22 protein-coding genes and 11 tRNA genes are annotated in these 21,737 nt (G+C 29.7%); 26 read left to right on the plus strand and 7 right to left on the minus strand.

Going from position 1 to position 21,737, the window contains the following annotated elements; translation table 11 throughout:
* Positions 1-184: 184 nt before the first annotated feature.
* The 11 genes from OW730_RS02285 to OW730_RS02335 all read left to right on the plus strand — a co-directional run bounded on the left by OW730_RS02285 (position 185) and on the right by OW730_RS02335 (position 1,200).
* Positions 185-259: transfer RNA gene (locus OW730_RS02285), tRNA-Glu, on the plus strand.
* Positions 260-264: 5 nt separating this feature from the next.
* Positions 265-340, plus strand: a tRNA-Val gene (locus OW730_RS02290).
* A gap of 20 nt (positions 341-360) precedes the next feature.
* Positions 361-437, plus strand: a tRNA-Asp gene (locus OW730_RS02295).
* A gap of 74 nt (positions 438-511) precedes the next feature.
* Positions 512-586: transfer RNA gene (locus OW730_RS02300), tRNA-Glu, on the plus strand.
* Between the two features lie 6 nt (positions 587-592).
* Positions 593-668, plus strand: a tRNA-Val gene (locus tag OW730_RS02305).
* Positions 669-689: 21 nt separating this feature from the next.
* Positions 690-766, plus strand: a tRNA-Asp gene (locus OW730_RS02310).
* Between the two features lie 5 nt (positions 767-771).
* Positions 772-847, plus strand: a tRNA-Thr gene (locus tag OW730_RS02315).
* 17 nt (positions 848-864) lie between these two features.
* Positions 865-939, plus strand: a tRNA-Glu gene (locus OW730_RS02320).
* A 5-nt stretch (positions 940-944) separates the two neighbouring features.
* Positions 945-1,020: transfer RNA gene (locus OW730_RS02325), tRNA-Val, on the plus strand.
* A gap of 22 nt (positions 1,021-1,042) precedes the next feature.
* Positions 1,043-1,119 (plus strand) — tRNA-Asp (locus OW730_RS02330).
* A gap of 5 nt (positions 1,120-1,124) precedes the next feature.
* A tRNA-Thr gene (locus tag OW730_RS02335) sits at positions 1,125-1,200 on the plus strand.
* Positions 1,201-1,332: 132 nt separating this feature from the next.
* Here the strand turns inward: OW730_RS02335 and OW730_RS02340 are convergent.
* From OW730_RS02340 to OW730_RS02355, 4 genes are all read right to left on the minus strand, one after another.
* Positions 1,333-1,917, minus strand: a complete 585-nt coding sequence (locus OW730_RS02340) for a DUF2812 domain-containing protein (RefSeq protein ID WP_271227487.1) — start codon at positions 1,915-1,917, stop codon at positions 1,333-1,335.
* Positions 1,904-2,242 carry a PadR family transcriptional regulator gene (locus tag OW730_RS02345; RefSeq protein WP_271227488.1) on the minus strand — a complete coding sequence of 113 codons (339 nt, stop codon included), beginning with the start codon at positions 2,240-2,242 and terminating at the stop codon, positions 1,904-1,906. The genes OW730_RS02340 and OW730_RS02345 overlap by 14 nt, the downstream gene beginning before the upstream one ends.
* A 170-nt stretch (positions 2,243-2,412) precedes the next feature.
* On the minus strand, positions 2,413-3,390 hold the full coding sequence (locus OW730_RS02350; protein ID WP_271229504.1) for an ATP-binding protein: 978 nt from the start codon (positions 3,388-3,390) through the stop codon (positions 2,413-2,415).
* The gene (locus OW730_RS02355; protein WP_271227489.1) at positions 3,383-4,357 is read right to left on the minus strand and encodes a DnaD domain protein; all 975 of its coding nucleotides are present in this window, start codon (positions 4,355-4,357) and stop codon (positions 3,383-3,385) included. The genes OW730_RS02350 and OW730_RS02355 overlap by 8 nt, the downstream gene beginning before the upstream one ends.
* 283 nt (positions 4,358-4,640) lie before the next feature.
* Here OW730_RS02355 and OW730_RS02360 point away from each other — a divergent pair, with 283 nt between their 5' ends.
* The 6 genes from OW730_RS02360 to OW730_RS02385 all read left to right on the plus strand — a co-directional run bounded on the left by OW730_RS02360 (position 4,641) and on the right by OW730_RS02385 (position 11,746).
* Positions 4,641-4,856, plus strand: a complete 216-nt coding sequence (locus OW730_RS02360; RefSeq protein WP_271227490.1) for a hypothetical protein — start codon at positions 4,641-4,643, stop codon at positions 4,854-4,856.
* Between the two features lie 91 nt (positions 4,857-4,947).
* The gene (locus OW730_RS02365) at positions 4,948-5,646 is read left to right on the plus strand and encodes a response regulator transcription factor (protein ID WP_271227491.1); all 699 of its coding nucleotides are present in this window, start codon (positions 4,948-4,950) and stop codon (positions 5,644-5,646) included.
* Between the two features lie 2 nt (positions 5,647-5,648).
* Positions 5,649-6,911, plus strand: a complete 1,263-nt coding sequence (locus OW730_RS02370) for a HAMP domain-containing sensor histidine kinase (RefSeq protein ID WP_271227492.1) — start codon at positions 5,649-5,651, stop codon at positions 6,909-6,911.
* Between the two features lie 15 nt (positions 6,912-6,926).
* Positions 6,927-7,598 (plus strand): ABC transporter ATP-binding protein, encoded by a 672-nt coding sequence (locus OW730_RS02375; RefSeq protein WP_271227493.1) that lies wholly within the window; start codon positions 6,927-6,929, stop codon positions 7,596-7,598.
* 1 nt (position 7,599) lies between these two features.
* Positions 7,600-10,029, plus strand: a complete 2,430-nt coding sequence (locus OW730_RS02380) for an ABC transporter permease (protein WP_271227494.1) — start codon at positions 7,600-7,602, stop codon at positions 10,027-10,029.
* Between the two features lie 13 nt (positions 10,030-10,042).
* Positions 10,043-11,746, plus strand: coding sequence for an ABC-ATPase domain-containing protein (locus tag OW730_RS02385; protein ID WP_271227495.1), 1,704 nt, complete (start codon positions 10,043-10,045; stop codon positions 11,744-11,746).
* A 278-nt stretch (positions 11,747-12,024) separates the two neighbouring features.
* On the opposite strand, the gene OW730_RS02390 is transcribed toward OW730_RS02385, so the two are convergent.
* Both OW730_RS02390 and OW730_RS02395 read right to left on the minus strand, forming a co-directional pair.
* Positions 12,025-12,792: a hypothetical protein gene (locus OW730_RS02390; protein WP_271227496.1), complete on the minus strand. Its 768-nt coding sequence runs from the start codon at positions 12,790-12,792 to the stop codon at positions 12,025-12,027.
* Between the two features lie 192 nt (positions 12,793-12,984).
* A complete protein-coding gene (locus OW730_RS02395; protein ID WP_271227497.1) occupies positions 12,985-13,995 on the minus strand; it encodes a HAMP domain-containing sensor histidine kinase in 1,011 nt (336 codons plus the stop codon).
* Between the two features lie 52 nt (positions 13,996-14,047).
* Here OW730_RS02395 and OW730_RS02400 point away from each other — a divergent pair, with 52 nt between their 5' ends.
* Entirely contained in the window at positions 14,048-14,185 is a 138-nt protein-coding gene (locus OW730_RS02400) for a hypothetical protein (RefSeq protein ID WP_271227498.1), read from the plus strand.
* A gap of 211 nt (positions 14,186-14,396) precedes the next feature.
* Here the strand turns inward: OW730_RS02400 and OW730_RS02405 are convergent, their stop codons facing one another.
* On the minus strand, positions 14,397-15,059 hold the full coding sequence (locus OW730_RS02405; RefSeq protein WP_271227499.1) for a response regulator transcription factor: 663 nt from the start codon (positions 15,057-15,059) through the stop codon (positions 14,397-14,399).
* A 189-nt stretch (positions 15,060-15,248) separates the two neighbouring features.
* On the opposite strand from OW730_RS02405, the gene OW730_RS02410 reads away from it, so the two are divergent.
* The 8 genes from OW730_RS02410 to accB all read left to right on the plus strand — a co-directional run bounded on the left by OW730_RS02410 (position 15,249) and on the right by accB (position 21,736).
* The gene (locus tag OW730_RS02410) at positions 15,249-15,716 is read left to right on the plus strand and encodes a MarR family winged helix-turn-helix transcriptional regulator (protein WP_271229505.1); all 468 of its coding nucleotides are present in this window, start codon (positions 15,249-15,251) and stop codon (positions 15,714-15,716) included.
* A 2-nt stretch (positions 15,717-15,718) separates the two neighbouring features.
* Positions 15,719-16,690, plus strand: a complete 972-nt coding sequence (locus tag OW730_RS02415) for a beta-ketoacyl-ACP synthase III (protein ID WP_271227500.1) — start codon at positions 15,719-15,721, stop codon at positions 16,688-16,690.
* Between the two features lie 125 nt (positions 16,691-16,815).
* Entirely contained in the window at positions 16,816-17,043 is a 228-nt protein-coding gene (gene acpP / locus OW730_RS02420) for an acyl carrier protein (protein ID WP_271227501.1), read from the plus strand.
* Positions 17,044-17,374: 331 nt separating this feature from the next.
* Complete coding sequence (gene fabK, locus OW730_RS02425) at positions 17,375-18,307, plus strand: enoyl-[acyl-carrier-protein] reductase FabK (RefSeq protein WP_271227502.1); 933 nt, start codon at positions 17,375-17,377, stop codon at positions 18,305-18,307.
* Positions 18,307-19,245: an ACP S-malonyltransferase gene (gene fabD, locus OW730_RS02430; RefSeq protein ID WP_271227503.1), complete on the plus strand. Its 939-nt coding sequence runs from the start codon at positions 18,307-18,309 to the stop codon at positions 19,243-19,245. The genes fabK and fabD overlap by 1 nt, the downstream gene beginning before the upstream one ends.
* A 2-nt stretch (positions 19,246-19,247) precedes the next feature.
* Positions 19,248-19,988, plus strand: a complete 741-nt coding sequence (gene fabG, locus OW730_RS02435) for a 3-oxoacyl-[acyl-carrier-protein] reductase (protein ID WP_271227504.1) — start codon at positions 19,248-19,250, stop codon at positions 19,986-19,988.
* A gap of 15 nt (positions 19,989-20,003) precedes the next feature.
* Entirely contained in the window at positions 20,004-21,239 is a 1,236-nt protein-coding gene (gene fabF, locus OW730_RS02440; protein WP_271227505.1) for a beta-ketoacyl-ACP synthase II, read from the plus strand.
* Positions 21,240-21,241: 2 nt separating this feature from the next.
* Positions 21,242-21,736 (plus strand): acetyl-CoA carboxylase biotin carboxyl carrier protein, encoded by a 495-nt coding sequence (gene accB, locus OW730_RS02445; protein ID WP_271227506.1) that lies wholly within the window; start codon positions 21,242-21,244, stop codon positions 21,734-21,736.
* Position 21,737 lies beyond the last annotated feature (1 nt).

Raw genomic sequence — 21,737 nt, forward strand, 5'->3', positions numbered from 1 at the left:
ATACCTAAAAAATTGAGATAAATAAAAAAAACTTTAAAAAAGTTATTGACATATTGCTCAAAATTCGGTATGATATTGCTTGTCGGGTTTCGAGATTACTTCTCGAGCAACACTCCCAAGTAAAAAAAAAGTGTTGACAAAAATCATCACACAGGGTAAAATAATCTCTGTCGGTGAACAACAAGGCCCATTGGTCAAGCGGTTAAGACACCGCCCTTTCACGGCGGTAACAGGGGTTCGATTCCCCTATGGGTCACCAAATGTGGGAGCATAGCTCAGCTGGGAGAGCACCTGCCTTACAAGCAGGGGGTCACAGGTTCGATCCCTGTTGTTCCCACCACATTACTTATAAAACAATATGGCCCAGTGGCTCAGTTGGTTAGAGTGCCGGCCTGTCACGCCGGAGGTCGAGGGTTCGAGTCCCTTCTGGGTCGCCAGTTTTATAAGTATCACATTAACTATAACTATCACATTTATGCAATCCTTTGTAACAAGGTTTATATATAAGCAAGGCCCATTGGTCAAGCGGTTAAGACACCGCCCTTTCACGGCGGTAACAGGGGTTCGATTCCCCTATGGGTCACCATAATGTGGGAGCATAGCTCAGCTGGGAGAGCACCTGCCTTACAAGCAGGGGGTCACAGGTTCGATCCCTGTTGTTCCCACCACATTACTTATAAAAACAATATGGCCCAGTGGCTCAGTTGGTTAGAGTGCCGGCCTGTCACGCCGGAGGTCGAGGGTTCGAGTCCCTTCTGGGTCGCCATACATGCTGGCATGGCTCAATTGGTAGAGCAGCTGACTTGTAATCAGCAGGTTGTAGGTTCAAGTCCTATTGCCAGCTCCATTTTAAAAATTTAACAAGGCCCATTGGTCAAGCGGTTAAGACACCGCCCTTTCACGGCGGTAACAGGGGTTCGATTCCCCTATGGGTCACCAAATGTGGGAGCATAGCTCAGCTGGGAGAGCACCTGCCTTACAAGCAGGGGGTCACAGGTTCGATCCCTGTTGTTCCCACCACATTTTTTTTATAAAACAATATGGCCCAGTGGCTCAGTTGGTTAGAGTGCCGGCCTGTCACGCCGGAGGTCGAGGGTTCGAGTCCCTTCTGGGTCGCCATGTATGCTGGCATGGCTCAATTGGTAGAGCAGCTGACTTGTAATCAGCAGGTTGTAGGTTCAAGTCCTATTGCCAGCTCCATAAAGCTTTCAACATTAGTTGAAAGCTTTTTTATTATATATAAATTTTATTATATATAAATTGGAATGTACTATTTTTTATTATCTTAATTTTAATCTTTTAAGTTCATATACGTAACGGCAATAGCAATAATTAGGATAGTTTTTTAATTTCATTTATTTTATTAATCACACAAAAAGTTAAGAATATGAATGCTAATACACCACCTGGAATAATAGCACTAAAAAATCCATGTAAAAAGTCCAAAATATTAGAGTTATAACTATCAATAAAATCTGAAGATCCTTTAAAAACTATACCTGAAAATAGCCAAATATATAAATTTCCTAGAATAATAGCTATAAAGCTATATAAAGCTACAAGTTTATTATACTTTTGAATTTTAGAATCACTATCTGTAAAAATTTCAGGCGGTGTATCTCCAGTGTATTCCTTTCTAAAGTACTGCCATGATTTTAAATTACCTAAATACTCCCAACCAGCATCTTCAAAAATTTTTTTATAGTTTTCCATATCTGATATGAGATTATGATAATCAAGGCAATAGCTCACTTTCTTTGGTTTACCTTTTACAAAATTATATTTATTAATTCCAGTAAATGATGTAAAGTGCCATCCTTTAGATGCCATATTTGATAACCAAGCTTCTTCTAAATCATCCTGCCATGGGGAAAAACCCTTTCTTATTGTTTTAATTTCACCACTATTTACAGCCATAATTTTCACCTCCATATTGAATTCCATTTGTATAGAGTTCTTTTAGTCTTTCAATCTCTAAAAATAAAAGTTTTTTTCCTAAGTCGTTTAAGATATAATATTTTCTTTTATCTTCTTCTCTAGTGATTTTTATAACACTCTCTTTCTCCATTTTTGATAAAACTCCATATAAAGTCCCTGGACCTAGTTTTAAACGAGAATTAGTTATTTTGTCTACATGCTGCATAATTGAGTAACCATGTCTTTCTTCTGTTAGAGATAAGAGTATATAGTAAGTGGACTCTGTCATTGGTAAATATTTTTTATACACCTTTTTATCTTCCATAGTTCATATCCTTTCTTATATCGAGCGATGTTATATCGCGTTACGATATATCGTATGCTGATATTATAACATTCAAATAAATTAAAGTAAATACTATATATGGAATAATGGGAAAAATAAAAATATAATTACACAAAAAAAGCTTACCTGCTAGAGGTAAGCTTTTAATTTTAATGAATTCTTTTTAAATTAAGTTTTATTCGTAAATCTTCACCATAAAATTTATGGATACTGAAATGACCAAATAATCTAGAAGTAATTCTTTCTGAATATCTGTTCATTAGTTCTTCTAATGAAAAATTAGTAGAAATAATCATCTTCTTGTTATTTAGTATTTTCTTATTAAGGAGATTATATAACTCAGATCTTGTAAAATCTGTATCTGCTTCAGTACCTAGATCATCTATTATAAGAACATCACAGTTAATTAGAGCATCTTCTAAAATCTTATCCTTATTAAATTTAATTTCCTTTAAGGATTCAATTAATTCCTCTGATGTTTTATAAATAACCAAATAACCGTTATCTAAAAGCTCTTTTGCTATGCAATTAGTTAAAAAGGTTTTTCCTGTACCAGGACTACCATAAAAGAATAGATTTTCATCACTAAATGGAAAATCTCTTATATATTCTTTCGACTTTGCTAAAATTCTTTCAATATTTTTCCTTGGACTATCCATATTCTTGAATCTATGATTCTCAAAATAATCTAATCTAAATGTTGAAAAATTATTAGCAACAAGTATATCTTTAAGTTCAGAAGTAACATAATATAGTTGTACAAGATTTTTATTAAAGCACTCGCACCTTTTAGGTCCTATAAATCCAGTATCACCACATTTAGTACATTCATAGATTTCATTTAGATAATCCATAGGGTATCCATGTTGAACTAAAAGCTCACTTTTTTCTACTCTTAAGTCTGTAATCTTCGATTTTAAATCTTGTATATAAGTGTCTATATTTGGTATGTTTTTAAAAGGGCTTGTTGATAAATCAATAAAGGATTTGGTAATCATACTATCTAACGCTTTGATTCTAGGAACTTTTGCGTAAACTTCTGATTTTCTTTGTTTTAAACGATCTATATTAGCTTTTCTTTTTTTCTCATATAGATTAAGAACTTTTTCTTGATATCCTTTAATCATCATTTGACCATCCTAATAATTTTTTTTCTAATTCTTTAAAATCATAATTTCTCTGCTCAAAATCACCAAAACTTCCTTTAGTTTTTCGAGTAGAAGTAGCTTTAAATGATTTTTTATTAACTCTTTCAATATCTTGTAATGTTTTAACATTATTTTTAAACCAACTATTAAGAATAGCATCAATATATTTTAATTCAGCTTTATTTAAACGTTCAAAACATATATCACATGCTTTATAAATAATCTCAATAGGAAAATTATAAACTGTGATCCATTTTTCTAGTATTTGTTCTTGCGGTTTAGCAATACTATCAGAACTCAAGCCAAGATATTTAAGAATTTTTCTCATAGTGATTCGTTTATCTTCATTTTGTCTAATAAATTGTTGAGCATCACTTATACTTGAAATTTTAGCATCATGCCAAGCGATGGCGATTTTTTCAATATATCTAAAATCTGTCTTTCCTTTAGAAACGGAATATTGAATTAATAATAAGATTAGTTCTGGAGAAAAATTGAATTCTTTTTGCCAACCTAGGTAAGTAGTCATTTCTTTTGAAGATAAGGGTCTACCTATGAAGGCTTCAATCTCAAAGAACATACTTTTAACAGAAGAATTATCTAATTCATGCAATAAATTTACTGATTGATCAACTTCTGAAACGTTACAATTAGAAAGATCTAAAAATTCTACTTTATAATTATCATTTGAATCAATTGGGGTAAGGTTGATAATTCCTTTCTCGTGCCAGTATTTCCAAGCGTTTAACACATCAGTTTCTAATAAATTCAAAGAGCTTGATATTATATTTGAAGTAGCTCCTAATTCTCCACTTTGACAATACTTTAATCCTAGCAAATATACCTTAATATATTCACCACGAGCATCAGCCATATATTTATCAATAAAAATATTGCTTACAATAGTATAATTTAATTGTTTAGAACCAAGCATAAAAGTACTCATTTATGCACCTCTTTCTATATTAATTTGAAGCAATCAATATTTAAACATATTTAATTATATCAGATAGAATAATAATCACAAATAGATTTTTGAGGAAAAAGTGTTAATATAATGTCAACATGAAATAATATTAATAAGATTGTTTTGCGAAACCTATACAATATAAGGTTAAAATATGATATTATACTACTAAAGTTTTAATAGAAATGATAGATAAATATATATACGATGAAAATTGATAATACTATATTTTTTATAAATTTATTTTAAGGGTGATTATTTTATGGATATTGTAAACATGTTAGGAATATTAAGTGAATCATTATTAAATGTATGTTTAATAGCTACTGTAATTGTAGTTTTATTAGCAATAATAGCTTTCATGTCTAAAGGTAATATAATTAGAAAAACAACTGCAATGTTAGGAAGATTAGTTTTGCTAATCTGGTTTATACAAATAGGTTGTTCTATATACTATTTATTGAATGGAATACAATAATTTTTAGACATGCTAAGGCGTGTCTTATTTTATTATGGTATACTTTTATAAAGGGTAAATGTAAATATTTTTTATTTAAGGAGAGAGAAGTATGGAAAAATTACTAGTAATTGAAGATGATGAATCGTTAGCAACTGGAATTAAATATACATTAGAGAAAGAAGGATTTAATGTAAAAGTTAGAAATTGTATAAGTGACGGAGCAAAAGCTTTTGAAGAAGATAATTTTGACTTAGTTCTTTTAGATGTAATGTTACCTGATGGAAATGGATTTGAATTGTGTGAAAAAATTAGAAAAAAATCAGAAATACCAATAATTTTTCTTACAGCATGTGATGAAGAAGTTAATATAGTATTAGGATTGGATTTAGGCGCAGATGATTATATTACAAAACCTTTTAGAGTAAGAGAATTAGTTTCTAGGTTAAGAGCTGCTTTGAGAAGAAGTAATATGAAAAAAGAATCTAGTGAATATATTGATAGGATTTCTTCTGGGAATTTAATATTAAATTTGATGGAAAGAAAATTAATGAAAAGTGGAAAAGAAATTTTCTTAACTACTATGGAATATAAACTTATTGCAATGTTTATGAAAAGCCCTCAAAAGACATTAAGTAGAAATGTAATACTTGAGAAGCTATGGGATATAAATGGTGAATTTGTTGATGATAATACATTATCTGTTTATATAAGAAGACTTAGAGAAAAAATTGAGGATGATCCATCTAGACCAAGGTTTATAATAACGGTTAGAGGATTAGGTTATAAATGGAATCAAGGGAGCAAATAGATATGAATATAATGCTAGATGAAAACCCTGAGTTTAAGAAGATTATAAAAAAAATATTAGGTATATTTTTTATATTTTTTATAGCAGTTAACATTCTATTAATTTCAATAAATTATAAAATGACATATAGACTAAATCAAAGGACATTCCACGTCATGGGAAAAGTAGTTGCACAAAATCCCGAAATGGAAAAAGTAGTATATGATAGTTTAACTGAAGAGTTAGATGATAGTTACATTCAAAGAGGAACAAATGTGTTTATGAAATATGGATATAGGGATAGTAATAAAATACAGCAGTATGACAGTATATTAGATATAGTAAGTGTTTCAAAATATTCAATTAATCTGATGATAATAATATTATTTATATTGTGTTTCATATCAATACGTGCAGTATTTAAAGAATTATATCAATCTATAAACAAACTAACTAACAATGCAGAAAAAATTGTAGAAGGTAACTATGCTGTAGTTATTAGCAATGAAAAAGAGGGAGATATTTCAAAACTATCTTTTCAATTTAACCAAATGAGTAAGAGACTTAAGAGAACAGTTCAGCAGCTAACAGAAGAAAAGGAATTCCTGAAAGATATGATATCCAACATATCACATCAATTAAAGACTCCACTTGCGTCTTTAAAGATGTTTAATGAATTGCTTTTAGATGGAACATTAGAAGAAAAAGAAGTAGCTGTTGATTTTTTAGAGAAAAGTCTTGTGCAGATTGATAGAATGGAATGGTTAATACAATCTTTATTGAAAATAACTAGATTAGAAACCGGTGTAATTGAGATAAATAAAAAAGAGTATAATCTATCTAAAACTGTTATTGAAGAGGTAGCAGCTTTAAAATATAATGCAAACATTAAAAAGCAGAATCTTTCTTTATATTATGATAGTGATTACGTATTTCTAGAGCATGATCGAAGATGGCTTGGAGAGGCAATAAGAAATATTATAAAAAACTCTATCGATTATACTAAAGAAAGTGGAAATATTGATGTTATATTACAAGAGAGAGAAAGTCTAATAAGAATTTCTATTAAAGATAATGGGGTAGGGATTCATGAAAAAGATATTCCTAAAATATTTAATAGGTTTTATCAAGGGAAAAATACTCTTAGAAATGATCAAAAAAGAAATGGTACAGGAATTGGATTATCTTTATCAGAGGTAATTGTAGAAAAACACGATGGATATATAGAGGTAAAAAGTGAGGTAAATAAGGGAAGTGAATTTACTATAGTATTTCCTAAGAGATAAAAGGGGGGATATAAGGTGGAAGTTGTTAAAGTAAAAGACCTTAGTAAGATATATACTGAGGGATATACAAAAGTCATGGCATTAAGAGGTGTTAACTTATCTGTTAAAGAGAAAGAATTTATCGCAATAACAGGTCCTAGTGGTTCAGGTAAAAGTACCTTATTGAACTTAATAGGCGGGTTAGATAAGCCTTATGAAGGTAAAGTAATAGTTAACAATAAAGATATATATAAAATGAGTGATGAAGAATTAACAATATTCAGAAGGAGAGAAATTGGATATATATTTCAATTCTATAATCTTATACCAACTATAACTGTTAAAGATAATATATTACTACCATTAGAATTAGATAATAGAGAAGTTGACTCTAAATATCTTGATGAGATTGTAGGTTTTATGAATATAAAAGATATGCTTAATTTTTATCCTAGTTCCTTGTCAGGAGGACAAAAACAAAGGGTTGCGATTGCAAGGGCATTAATAACAAAACCATCTATTATATTAGCAGATGAACCAACAGGGAATCTTGATACTAAAACAGCTAAAGATGTAATAAACCTTATGAAACTATCAGTGTTGAAATATCATCAAACATTAATTATGATCACACATGATCCTACTATTGCTGCACATGCAGATAGAACTATAAAGTTAGTTGATGGAAGAATAATAGGGGGAAATTAATTTGTTTCTAGATAATAATAAATCTTTTAATAATAGAAAGATATTATATTCTAATAGTGTAAAATCTAAATCAATAGTTATAACCACAGTGGCAGTAATAGCTCTTATTTCATTGCTTATATTTATAAGCGATGCTATGGTTATGGAGAAAATTAATCAGGTTGAAAGTCTTTATGGTAAATATCATATAAAAATATTTGATATTAATAGTAATGAACTAAATATAATCAAGAGCAATAAAAATATTGAGAAGATTGGAGTAGTAGATAACTATTCTGTTAATAAAATTTCTGAAAAATATATAGCTGCAAGAATTGGATATTATGATGAAATAAGTAGAGAATTATTGAATATTGAACTAATTGAAGGTATGTACCCAAGAGAAAAAAATGAAATCGCATTTGAAAAATGGGTTTTAGAATACTTAGATCCAGAGACACAAAAGAATATAAAAGATTATGTTACTATGAATAACTCAAATTTGAATGATAACGACTATTTAAGTGATTTACCTAATTACTATAAGATTGTTGGATTATTAAATAATAGAAAACATAAAAAGGATACTAAGTTGACAGTAGGTTTAGTAAGCAAGAAACAAATAAATGATATTGATTCTTCTAAAAAGAAATATGATGTTTATATTAAATTTAAAGATATAAAAGAAATAGATACAATTGTAACGGACCTAATAAAGTATAATAATATATCAAAAGATAATATAATTATTAACATCAATTATATTAATGAATTAGAAAATATGAAGATTATTGAAGTGTATAAAGTTCTCATAGCCTTAATTATAATTCTAGCAGCAACATTAATTTTAAATAATATTTACGTGAATTTCAATTATGAAAGAGTAAGGTATATTGGAATATTAAGAGCTATAGGATGCACTAAAAAACAATTGTATGAAATGTTTATTTTAGAAATAATACTTATGAATATTAAAGCAATATTTATTGGAATTGTACTTGGAGTTGTTGCATATATACCAATGATACAGGTATTAGAGATATGTAACATATATTTACCCATTAATGCAGTTAATGTATCAAATCTGTTATTAGTAGGTGTTTGTTCTGTAATATTAATTATAACAATTGCTGTTATGAATATTATAAGAGTTGATGGCATGAATATTTTTGATATGTTGACTATAAACTCAAAGATAAAATATATTAAAGATATAAGATATAACAAGTTTTGGTATTCAATTATGCAAAAGATAGGAATAACAACACGATTATCTATTAAAAATTTATGGAGTAATCCTAAGAAAGTTAAAAAAGGAATAATATTTATAAGCACAGCATTTGTGTTTTTCATAATAATAAATTCAATAATTCAAACATCTCCTTATGATATGGGGAATTTGAATAAATTGAATACAGACCTTATTATAAAAACAGACGATATGTGGTTTACTTCATTTGATCTTGAAAAGCTTTCAAAAATAAAAGGAGTTAAAGATGTTTCTTCTTTTCAAAACATGGAAGTTTATGTAGATATAACTCAAGGATATCCCAAAAATATTAATGTTAAGTATTCAATGAATGATAATAATTATCTTAGGGCAAATGTAATTGGTATTGAAAAAAATATTTTTAAGGATGTTAAAAAGAAAATTGGTAGGACTGTTATGGACGAGTTAGCTCGTCAAAGAAAAGTAGTTGTGAATGAAGTATTTGCAGAAAAATATAGTGACTTTAATGAGCTTAAGGTTGGGGATAATATTCAAATTAGCTTTCCATACTTGGGAACATATGATATTAATTACAAACCAATGAATTTTGAAGTTATAGGTATTGTTTCTGATGATAATAATAACACCAAACCATATATATATGTGCATAATTTTATTATGAATAAGTATTTAAATTATAAATTCTTTAACCAATTTTATATAGATTTTTATGATGGATATACTCTGAATGAACAACAAGAAATGATTTCACAGATTAAAAGAATTGCCTCTAAGAAACATGGAGAAATACTTTCCCCTTCATCTGTAGAAAAATACAATAATTATCAAAGAGATACAGTAATAATAACAATTATTATTTTATTTATAATTACTTTAATTTCAGTATTAAGCATAATGAATTCATCCAATGAATTAATAATGAATAGAGCTAGGGAATTAAGTATTTATAGAATTGTAGGAATGACCAAAAATCAATTAAAAAGAATGGTAATTTTAGAAGGGTTCTATTTAGGATTAATTAGTTCTACCATTGGTACAATCGTTGGGGGAGTTATAGTCCTTATAATAAAGCATAACAGTAATATTATTTATAGTATTCCATATGGATTGATAGCAATATTATTTATAGGTGTAAATTTAATGAGTATAATATCCGGAGCATTATCTTTAAGACGTATAGAGAGTAAGACTCTTGCAGAATATATAAGAATGATTAAGTAGAAGAAGGTATGTTATGAGAGAGTACGATGATTTAAAAGAGCTTTTGTTAAAAAGATTAAATGGAAAAGGCTATAAAGCATATAAAGAGATACAAGGGCAAAGTTTTAACTTAGGTTTTTTTGAAATTAGGTTTGATTATATACAAGGAGATCCATTTGCATCACCATCTAAAATTAGAATAATTGTAGAAAATAACAAGCATGGATTTCCAGGGAAATATTACAAAAATAAGATTAGAGAGATTGCCTTTAAAGACTATTTAACAAGAATAATATCTAATAACATTTATTCTATATATGATAGAGTAAGTGGATCGGGGAAAAGCGGACTCATAGGAATTGATAGACCTGGTCAAGAAGTAATTGATAGAACATCTATAAAAATTAATAAAAATTCCATTGAAGCTAGGCTAGAGATAGGACTACCTGCTTTTGGTAGAAAAATTGCAGGTAAAGAAGCCTCTGATATGATTTTAGGATATTTACCAAAGATTATTGAAAAATCAATAAATATTAAAAATATTAATGAGAGTTCTTTGGCAAGACATATAGAGCTTGCAGAGGATCAAGAGTATATTAGAGAAGAATTAAAGAAGAAGGGATATTGTGCATTCATTGCTAACAACTCAATTTTACCTAGAGAAAGTGGAGTATCACAAAGACCTATGAAAGAAGGGGCTATAAAATTCATTTCTCCTGAATCAATGAAAATAACATTTAATTGCCCACATAGAGGAGAATTAAGTGGAATGGGAATTAAAAAAGGAGTTACTTTAATTGTTGGTGGTGGATATCATGGTAAATCCACATTATTAAAAGCTCTTGAATTAGGAGTATATAATCATATAGCTAATGATGGTAGAGAATTTGTGATTATGGATAACTCTGCAGTTAAAGTAAGAGCAGAGGATGGAAGAAGTGTTGAGAAGGTTAATATCTCATCTTTTATAAATAATCTTCCTAATGGAAAAGATACTTATAAATTTAAAAGTGAAAATGCTAGTGGAAGTACATCACAGTCATCTAATATAATTGAAGCTTTAGAGGTTGGGGCTAAAACACTTCTTATTGATGAAGATACAAGTGCCACAAATTTTATGATAAGAGATCATAAAATGAAAATGCTGATTCATAAAGATAAGGAACCTATTACTCCTTTTATTGATAGAGTTAAGGAGCTACATGAAAAACATGGGATATCAAGTATTTTAGTAATAGGAAGCTCTGGAGAATATTTTCATAAAGCTGATACAGTAATAATGATGGATGAGTATAGAGCTATAGATGTAACGGATAAAGCTAAAGAGTTATTTATGAAAGAAGAAGTATTTAATAATGAAGAAGCTTTTGATATATCTTGTAATAGAGTTATAATGAAGAATAGTTTTCCGCGACTTGAAGGAAAGAGTAAGATAAAATCTAAGGGATTAAGCAAAATACTAATAAATAAAGATGAGATTGATTTATCATCTGTTGAGCAGATAATTAGTGGAAGCCAGACAAATGCTATAACAGAAATAATAAAATACTCTATAAAGAACCTTATAGACGATAGAAAGAATTTAAAAGATATAATCAATGGAATATATACTATTATAGAAGATAAAGGATTAGATGAGATATCATCTAGTAAAGGACATCCTGGAAATCTTGCTATACCAAGAAAGAATGAAATTGCAGCAGCGTTTAATAGGTATAGGAAACTGAATGTAAAATAAAACATAGTTGAGAGTTGAAAATGGAAAACGGAAAACGATTGACATTTCTCTACGAGAAATTTTAATCTTATTGTTCCATTAACAACAAGAGGTTTACTCGTTTCATTTTGATGAAACATTGTATTTAGAGTACAATATTTTATCAAAGATAAAATGAGTAAACCTTTTTTTATCTAAAGAACAATAAAATGTAGATTCTCACATTAGTGAGAATCATCCATCGTTTTCCACTTTCAATTTTCAATTGTCAATTTCTTTTTAATAACCCCCTGTTTTTATTATTCTTCAGAAAAATAAATAAATAGTTTTTTAAGCTTTTCAGAATCACTGGACATTGCTTGATCATAAAAGCTTATTCCATCAGAATTTAGTTCATATGGATCAGCTCCTGCGGATAATAACAATGATGCCATTTCATAGTTTTTAAAAACCAAAGCAGCTGATAAAACATGCGTACTTTCGGTAGTTCTAGAATTAATATCTACTACATCGCTAAGGATAATCCTTAGAACTAAATCTTTATTATTTGATAATACTGAGTCATATAATAAATCTATAGTATATTCTGATTCAGGAATAGAATTATTCTTAGATATTAAATCATCTTTTGTAGCATTTGATAGAGACGCTTTAACTACAGATTCAATAAAAGATGTCATACCTTCTATATCAATTTTTTCAGAATCTATAGAAGCCACATCAAGACTTTCATTAACAACATTATTTACATATGAAACAATATCAGATATATATTCATCAACATTCTCATTAGAATTTTTATCAGAAGTTTTAAATTTATTAGTTTCCTTGGCAAGCTCAATAGAATCTAAGATTATTTTATGAAGTCCTTTAGCATCTATATTCTTAGAATCTTCTGAGGTGGAAGCTTCTGACTCCTCATTTAAAGAAGAATCATTAGAGTTAGATTCAAGCTTTTCTGATGAAGTTGATGCATCATAAACAACTCCTTCATCTATTCCTTTTTTACCACAACCTATCAATGTAATACATACAAAAAGTATTACTAAAAAGTATCTTTTTTTCATTTTATACCTCCTTAAGTATAGATAAACTATACTGAAACTTAAGTATACATGTTCCAAAATCTCTACGTATTAAGGAGTTATGGACTTGTATAACTTATAGTTGAAGTAGTTTATCTATATTGTCTACAATAATGTTAACAAATGGAAATATAATTCTTATATTTTAGATGTAAAATAGTTGTAAAGCTGTATTTAGAATATAAGATAAAAGGTTGTGCCTTTGTTTAATTTACTTTCAACTATTATTTTTCCATCATGAAGATTCATTATTTCTGTACATATAGATAATCCCAAACCAGCACCACCGTTTTTTCTAGAACGTGCTTTATCAATTCTATAGAAAGGATCAAATATTTTATTAATATCATCTTCGTTCATGCCTATTCCATTATCTTTAACAAATATACAAGGTTTATTATTATATTCAGCAGTACCAAATACTATTAAATCATTTTCTTTTGAAGCATTAAAGGCATTATCTATTAGGTTGCATATAGCTAGTGTAATCATATCTTTATTTATATTAAACAGATAGTTTTCTGATGATAGGTGTAATTCTAACAAAATATTAGAACTCTTATGTTTTATTTTCATAGTATCATATATTTCTTTCAAAAGAATTGAAGAATCTACCTTCTCAAATTCAATATTTTCTTCCTTCAATCTAGCAATATGTAAGAGAAGCTTTGATATATTTAACAATCTTTTTCCTTCAGAATTAATAAAGTTTAAACCTTTATCAAAAGACTCCTTATTGTAATCCATATTTTTTAAAAGGTCAGAAAAGCCTATAATTGATGTTAAGGGAGTCCGTATTTCATGAGATAGATTATTTATGAAACTTTGTTTTCGTTGATTTTCATCCTCTAATGTAGAAATCTTATCTTCTATAACATCAGCCATGATATTGAAGTAATTTGATAATTCTCCTAATTCATCATTTTTATTGTGTTTTAGGTTAATTCTCTTAGAATAATTACCAGATGATATGTATTTTACAATTTTAGTAAGTTTGGTTATAGGATTCATTAAAATAGATGTTAATATAAGAGTTAAAATAATGATAATTATTGAAACAACTAAACTTATGTTAAGAATTACTTTAGAGTTCTCTTTGGAAACTGAATCTACTACTGAAATATCTCTTATTGTTTTTAAGTAATACTGCTTATTATTAAAAGTAAATTTATGATAAACAAACATATAGTAATTCTTATTGATATGCTTCAAAATAAAAGAGCGATCAAGTTGATTAATGTTAGTCAGTTCACTTTTATCAAGTGAAATATTTTTGGAAGAGTTTGAAGCGATAGTTCTGCCAGAGGGAGTCACTATAGATACCAGCAGAGCAGAATTACCACAAGAGTTTACAAATTGTTTGGAAAAATCATAAAAAGATGAATTAGATTTTTCAATAGATGGATTATATTTTAAACTGAAAGAAAGACTTAAATATATTGTTTCTTCAAAATTTAGGTTTCTTGTAATTTCAGTATTAAGCATTTTATCATATGTATTTTTAGATATGAGAAAGTTAATTGAGAGTAATGCTATAGTATAGATAGTAAGGCACATAAGGACTATTTTATATTTAAATTTCATGGTTAATACTCAAGTTTATAACCAATTTTAAATATGGTTTTAATTCGTTCTGTATTGAGTTTATTTCTTAATTTTTGTATGTGCATATCTACAGTACGGGTATTGCCAAGATAATCATATCCCCAAACATTACTAATAAGTGAATCTCTAGAAAGAACAATATTTTTGTTCAAGATCAATTCTTTTAATAATTCAAATTCCTTTAAAGTTAAAATTACCTCTTTTCCATCCTTTGTCACTGAATGTTTGTGTATATCAATGATAACATCATCAAAGGTATAAATTTCTTTGGCTTGAATATTATCAGATGGGCATCTTTTAAGCAAAGCTTTAACTCTTAATAATAATTCCATGCTATCAAAAGGTTTAACTAAATAATCATCAGCTCCAAGATTATAGCCTTTAATTTTATCATTTATGTTATCTTTGGCTGTTACAATAATCACTGGTATTTTTAAGTTTGATATATTCTTCATTAAAGAAAAGCCATCGATTTTGGGGATCATAAGATCCAGTAAAATCAGATCATAACCAGTGTTATTTATCAATAAAAGAGCATCCTCACCATTACAGGCACTCTCAACAGTATAGCCTACCATTGAAAGATTCATCTTTATAAGTTCACGAATAGGTTCCTCATCTTCAACAATTAAGATTTTAGCCACGATACCACTCCTTTATATTTGAATTATAGGATAATTATAACAAAAAAACTGTCAATTTTAAAAGTTAATAATTATGAGTATAATATTAAAATTTTCTGAACTTACATTTTTTGGTGTTGACAAAGAGTGATTTTATGCTATACTTTGATTATCAAAGTAATAAAAAAGATTCTAGATAAGGTGATAAATGTGAACAAATCTTTTGCGGTATTAAATGAATTATTAGTTGATCTTTTTAATGATATATTGATAATTGAACAGAATGCTCTTGCGGAGGGTAAGTTTAATGATTTATCAATAACAGAAATCCATACTATTGAGGAAATTGGGATGTATGGAAGTAGAACTATGTCCGAAATTGCCATGGATTTAGGGATTACAGTAGGGACATTAACAATAGCTATGAATAATCTTGTTAAAAAAGGATATGTTAACAGACAGAGAAGTGATAGAGACAGAAGAGTTGTTGAGATATCATTAACAAGAAAAGGGAAGTTAGCTTTTAGAGTACATGAAAAATTTCATACAGATATGATAAAGAATACTATAGAGGGGTTAACAGAAGAAGAAGAAGTTGTGTTAAACTCAGCATTAGAAAAATTAAATAAGTTCTTTAAGAGTAATTATAATATTAAAAGAACTGGAAAGAAGGAGTAGGTATGAAGAATGTAAAAATCATTGCTACAGGACAATATACTCCGGACAACATAGTTACTAATTTCGATTTAGAAAAGATTGTTGAGACTAGTGACGAATGGATTGAAAGTAGAACGGGGATATCAAAAAGAAGAATATCAGATGGTGAAGATACTTCAGAATTAGCATTTAAAGCAGCAAAAGATGCTCTTGATAAGAATAATATTTTGCCAGAAGATATTGATTTGATAATTGTAGCAACAACCACACCTGATTATCACGTTCCAAGCACTGCATGTATAGTTCAAGGATTATTAGGCGCAAATAATGCTGTTGCATTTGATATTACAGCTGCCTGTACAGGATTAATCTACGGATTAAAAATTGCTAAACAGTTTATGATGGATGAGCGATACAAAAAAGCTTTGGTAATTGGAAGTGAAGTGTTATCTAGGTTGATAGACTGGAAAGACAGAAATACTTGTGTGCTTTTCGGAGATGGAGCTTCAGCAGTAGTACTAGAACAAACAGATGAGAATATTGGTATCAAAGATATTGATATATATAGTGATGGAGCAGCAGGAATGTCATTAACTTGTAAAACAAGACCACTAAGAAACCTATGTGTTGAAAGTGATGAAGAGTTAGACCACATAAAAATGAGTGGAAGTGACATATTTAGATTTGCAGTTAAGGTTATAGCTAAGAATGTTAAAGAGGTATTAGAGAATAACAATTTAACAATGGATGATATAAAATATATCGTTCCTCATCAAGCAAATACAAGAATTATTGAAACTGCGGCTAGAAAGCTTAAAGTAAATAATGATAAATTCTTTACTAATCTTTCTGAATATGGTAACACATCAGCAGCCAGTATTGGAATTGCTTTAAATGAAATGGTTGAGAAAAATTTAATCCAAAGAGGCGATAAGTTAATTATGGTCGGTTTTGGAGGCGGATTAAGCTGGGGTTATGCCTTAGTAGAATATTAAATCTAATATTCTATTTAAAGGTTTGATAATCAAATAATTTGAATATATTATTAAAACTATTTGAATATATTATAAAAGAATTAAACAAAATATAACAAAATGTTAAATTTTAAGGAGGAAGCAACATGATATTTGAAAAAGTAAAAGAAATTATAGCAGATCAATTAGGGATTGATACAGAGGAAATCAAAATGGAGACTAAGTTAATTGATGACTTAGGAGTAGATTCATTAGAAATATTTGAAGTAATAATGTCTTTAGAAGAAGAGTTTGAGATTGAAATTCCAAACGAAGATGTTGAAGGAATGAAATCTGTAAGTGAAATGGTTAAGTATATCGAAAGCAAGAAATAGTAGTAAAAGCATATAAGATATGATTGAAAATCAGACGAAGAGGGTTGTTAATAGATATTAACCATGAAGACCATGTTCCTTTTCGTCTGGTTATCTTAATATAGTAGACTTATATTTTGTATGTGTTAAAAAGTGAGATTACAAATATTAAGATAATAATTGCACTATCTTTATGTATATTGAGATTTCAAGTTAAAACCAAATTTATACATACTCAAAATTCATAGAAACACTCAGTTTTTTAGCAATAATAATATATTTTTTTCTAAGGTGTATGAATAATAAAATTTTAACTATGGATTCTCTTAAGATAAGTCAAGGAGGAAACATTATGTTTGATACTAAAATCTGTGAAATATTCAACATTGAATATCCTATTTTCCAAGGAGGTATGGCGTGGATTGCAGACCATAATCTTGCATCAGCTGTATCAGAAGCAGGAGGATTAGGAATAATTGCAGCAGGAAATGCTCCAACTGAATGGGTAAGAGAGCAAATTTTAAAAACAAAAGAAAAGACTAATAAACCTTTTGGGGTTAATATAATGCTATTAAGTCCATATGCTGAAGAAATTGCTCACTTAGTTTGTGAGTTAGGAGTTAAAGTAGTAACAACAGGTGCAGGTAATCCAGGGAAGTACATGGAGATGTGGAAAGAAGAAGGAATTAAAGTTGTTCCAGTAGTTGCATCAGTTGCTTTAGCAAAAAGAATGGAAAGAGCAGGTGCAGATGCTATAGTTGCTGAAGGTTGTGAGGCTGGAGGACATATTGGAGAGTTAACTACTATGTCATTAATTCCACAAGTTGTTGATGCAGTGAATATTCCTGTTATTGCTGCAGGGGGAATTGGAGATGGTAGAGGATTAGCTGCGGCTATGATGTTAGGAGCAGAAGGAATTCAAGTAGGAACTCGATTCCTTGTTGCAGATGAATGTTCAGTTTGTGATGCGTACAAAGAAAAGGTTATTAATGCTAAAGATATAGATACTGTTGCTACAGGAAGATTTACAGGTCACCCTGTTAGAGTATTAAAGAATAAATTATCAAGACAAATGATGTTGCTTGAGAAACAAGGGGTAACTATTGAAGAATTTGAAGAGGCAGGAAGAGGAGCTTTAAGAAAAGCTGTTGTTGAAGGAGATATAGCAATGGGGTCTGTAATGGCAGGACAGATTGCTGGATTGATTAAAAAGACTCAAAGTTGTAAAGAAATAATAGAAGAGATATTTGATGAAGCTAGTAAGGTTGTGGAGGGTATAAGATAATGAGTAAAATTGCACTTATATTTTCAGGACAGGGAGCTCAATATGCAGGAATGGGAAAAGAACTATATGAAAATATAGATGAATGTAGAGAAATATTTCATATTGCAGACAGAGAATTAGGTTTTTCAATAAAGGATATTTGTTTTGATGGTGGAGAAGGAAAAATAGATAAAACAGAATATACTCAACCAGCAATTCTAACAACTAGCATAGCTGCCCTTAAAGCATTTGAAAAAGAGGGAATAGAATATCATGCAGTAGCAGGATTGAGCCTAGGCGAGTACTCCGCTCTTGTTAGCTCTGGAATGATATCCTTTGAAGAGTGTGTAAAGCTTGTTAGAAAAAGAGGTCTTTTCATGGAAGAGGCTGTTAAAGATATAGATGGTACATTAGCTGCAATCATCGGACTTGATGTAGAGCAGGTTGAAGAGTTAGTTAATAAGGCAAAAGAAGATGATGTATTACAGATATCTAACTTAAATTGTCCAAAACAAATAGTTATTGGGGGAGAAACTGCTGCTATTGATAGAGCTGTAGAAATTGCTAAGGAAATGGGAGCAAAGAGAGCTTTAAAGTTAAATGTAAGTGGACCTTTCCATACTAAATTGCTTAAAGAGGCTGCAGAGAATCTTTACAATGAAATGAACAATATTGAGTTTAAAGAAAAGTCATTACCTATATATATGAATGTGAATGGTGAAAAACTAAGCAGCGGTGATGATATAAAAGAAATCATGAAACAGCAAGTAATGAGCAGTGTATACTGGGAAAAATCAATTAGAAATATGATTGATGATGGAATAGATACATTTATTGAAATGGGACCTGGAAGAGTTCTAAGTGGATTTGTTAAGAAAGTAGACAGAAAACTAAACTGTATGAATATAGAAGACTTAAAGACATTAGAAAATACGTTAAGTAAATTGAGAGGAGAATAGCTATGTTAAACGGGAAGGTAGCTTTTGTTACTGGTGGTTCTAGAGGGATAGGAAAAGCTGTTGCTCTAAAATTAGCTGAAAAAGGTGCTAATATTGTAATAAATTATAGAAGAGAAAACCCTGAATTAGAAGAGTTAAAGAAAGAAATAGAGAGCAAAGGCGTTAAAGCACTATTACTACAAGGAGATGTTAGTGATTTTAACAGAGTAAAGGAAATGATAGATGAGGCTCATAAAGAAATGGGTTCATTAGATATATTAGTTAATAATGCTGGTATAACAAAAGATACTTTACTTATGAGAATGAAAGAAGAAGATTTTGATAATGTAATTGATGTAAACCTTAAAGGAGTATTTAACTTCACAAAGCATATAACACCAATAATGATGAAGCAAAGAAGTGGAAGAATAATTAATATGACTTCTGTAGTTGGTATTACAGGAAATCCTGGTCAATTTAACTATTGTGCATCAAAAGCTGGAGTTATTGGAGCAACTAAATCAGCTGCTAGAGAATTAGCTGCAAGAGGAATAACAGTTAATGCAATAGCACCTGGTTTTATAGAATCAGATATGACAGATGTATTAAGTGATAGAGTAAAAGAGGGTATTTTAAATTCAGTACCACTAAAGAAGATGGGTAAGCCAGAAGATGTAGCAAACTTAGTAGCTTTCTTATCAAGTGAAGAGGCTGCATATATAACAGGACAAATCGTCAATGTTGACGGCGGAATGGCAATGTAGAGAGGAGTGTTCTAAGTGAATAGAGTTGTAATTACAGGAATTGGTGCAGTTACACCATTAGGTACAGGTGTAGATAAATTTTGGAACAATGTTAAAGAGGGTAAATGTGCAATAGATTTTATTGAGAGTTTTGATACTGAGAAGTTTAAAGTTAAAATAGCTGCAGAAGCTAAGGATTTTAATCCAGAAGAGTATATAGAAAAGAGAGAAGTTAGAAAGTTAGATAGATTTACACAGTTTGCATTAGCAGCATCACAAGAAGCTATTAATGATGCAAATATAGACTTAGAAAAGATAGATAAAGAAAAATTCAGTGTTATAATCGGTTCTGGAATAGGTGGATTATCAACATTAGAAAAAGAACATGAAAAGATGGTTTCAAAAGATACAACTAGAGTATCTCCATTTATGATACCAATGATGATAAGCAACCTTGCTGCAGGTAATGTTGCAATAAGGTTTGGAGCAAAAGGAATATGTAATACTGTTGTTACTGCATGTGCTTCAGGAACAAATGCAATTGGAGAAGCATTCAGACATATTAAGTATGGATTCTCAGATATTTCAATCACAGGAGGATCAGAAGCTGGTATTACACCACTTTCAATCGCTGGGTTCACATCATTAACAGCATTGAATGCAAACAATGATCCAAAGAGAGCTTCAATACCATTTGATAAAGAGCGTTCAGGTTTTGTAATGGGAGAAGGTGCAGGAATATTTATTCTTGAATCTCTTGATCATGCATTAGCTAGAGGTGCTAAAATCTATGCTGAGGTTGTAGGATATGGAGCAACATGTGATGCTTACCATATAACAGCTCCAGCGCCAGGTGGAGAAGGTGCTGCAAGAGCTATGAAGATGGCTATTGAAGAAGCAGGAATAGATAAAGAAGAAGTTTCTTATATAAATGCACATGGAACAAGTACACCTCATAATGATAAAAATGAAACAGCTGCAATAAAGAGTGTATTTGGAGATGCTGCGTATAAAATACCAGTAAGCTCAACAAAGTCAATGATAGGTCACTTATTAGGAGCTAGTGGAGCTGTAGAAGCTATCGCATGTGTAAAATCTCTTCAAGAAAATTTTGTTCATGCAACTGTTGGATTACAGGTTGAGGATGAAGAATGTAATCTTGATTATGTAAAGGGAACTGGAAGAGAGCATGAAGTTAACTATACTCTTTCTAATTCATTAGGATTCGGTGGACATAATGCATCAATATTATTGAAGAAATGGAGTGAATAAGAATGGACTTTAATAATATAAAGGAACTTATTACTTTAATCAGTAACTCAAATTTAAATGAATTTGAACTTGAAAAGGATAGCTTAAAAATAAAGATGTCTAAAGGAGTAAGTGGAGAAGTAAGAGTCGTTAGTAACGAAAGAATTATCCCTACTCAACAAGAGCAAAGAGAAATAGCTGTGGAAGCAGTAACTTCTGATGTTAAAGTTAAAGAAGAAATAGCTGAAGTTGATACAAAAAAAGAAGATGATAGTAATTTTGAATATATTAATTCTCCAATAGTGGGTACATTTTACTCTTCACCAAGTCCAGATGATCCTGCTTTTGTTAAAGTAGGGGACGTGGTATCTAAGGGACAGCCACTATGTATTATAGAAGCCATGAAACTTATGAATGAGATAACAGCTGAAGTGAGTGGTGAAATCGTTGAAATTCTTGTTAAGAATGAAGAAATGGTTCAGTATGATCAGCCTATCATGAAAATCAGGAGGAAGTAAT

Origin of the sequence: Oceanirhabdus sp. W0125-5, from assembly GCF_027938815.1 — a bacterium.
GTDB lineage: Bacteria > Bacillota > Clostridia > Clostridiales > Clostridiaceae > Oceanirhabdus.

What these genes read in the sequence shown, in the direction of transcription:
- OW730_RS02345 (WP_271227488.1), bottom strand. Translation starts at nt 2,242, where the DNA reads ATGGAAGATAAAAAGGTGTATAAAAAATATTTACCAATGACAGAGTCC.
- OW730_RS02350 (WP_271229504.1), bottom strand. Translation starts at nt 3,390, where the DNA reads ATGATTAAAGGATATCAAGAAAAAGTTCTTAATCTATATGAGAAAAAA.
- OW730_RS02355 (WP_271227489.1), bottom strand. Translation starts at nt 4,357, where the DNA reads ATGAGTACTTTTATGCTTGGTTCTAAACAATTAAATTATACTATTGTA.
- fabG (WP_271227504.1), top strand. Translation starts at nt 19,248, where the DNA reads ATGTTAAACGGGAAGGTAGCTTTTGTTACTGGTGGTTCTAGAGGGATA.
- OW730_RS02365 (WP_271227491.1), top strand. Translation starts at nt 4,948, where the DNA reads ATGGAAAAATTACTAGTAATTGAAGATGATGAATCGTTAGCAACTGGA.
- acpP (WP_271227501.1), top strand. Translation starts at nt 16,816, where the DNA reads ATGATATTTGAAAAAGTAAAAGAAATTATAGCAGATCAATTAGGGATT.
- OW730_RS02390 (WP_271227496.1), bottom strand. Translation starts at nt 12,792, where the DNA reads ATGAAAAAAAGATACTTTTTAGTAATACTTTTTGTATGTATTACATTG.
- OW730_RS02340 (WP_271227487.1), bottom strand. Translation starts at nt 1,917, where the DNA reads ATGGCTGTAAATAGTGGTGAAATTAAAACAATAAGAAAGGGTTTTTCC.
- fabK (WP_271227502.1), top strand. Translation starts at nt 17,375, where the DNA reads ATGTTTGATACTAAAATCTGTGAAATATTCAACATTGAATATCCTATT.
- OW730_RS02400 (WP_271227498.1), top strand. Translation starts at nt 14,048, where the DNA reads ATGTTAGTCAGTTCACTTTTATCAAGTGAAATATTTTTGGAAGAGTTT.
- accB (WP_271227506.1), top strand. Translation starts at nt 21,242, where the DNA reads ATGGACTTTAATAATATAAAGGAACTTATTACTTTAATCAGTAACTCA.
- OW730_RS02395 (WP_271227497.1), bottom strand. Translation starts at nt 13,995, where the DNA reads ATGTTTGTTTATCATAAATTTACTTTTAATAATAAGCAGTATTACTTA.
- OW730_RS02415 (WP_271227500.1), top strand. Translation starts at nt 15,719, where the DNA reads ATGAAGAATGTAAAAATCATTGCTACAGGACAATATACTCCGGACAAC.
- OW730_RS02370 (WP_271227492.1), top strand. Translation starts at nt 5,649, where the DNA reads ATGAATATAATGCTAGATGAAAACCCTGAGTTTAAGAAGATTATAAAA.
- fabD (WP_271227503.1), top strand. Translation starts at nt 18,307, where the DNA reads ATGAGTAAAATTGCACTTATATTTTCAGGACAGGGAGCTCAATATGCA.
- OW730_RS02360 (WP_271227490.1), top strand. Translation starts at nt 4,641, where the DNA reads ATGGATATTGTAAACATGTTAGGAATATTAAGTGAATCATTATTAAAT.
- OW730_RS02385 (WP_271227495.1), top strand. Translation starts at nt 10,043, where the DNA reads ATGAGAGAGTACGATGATTTAAAAGAGCTTTTGTTAAAAAGATTAAAT.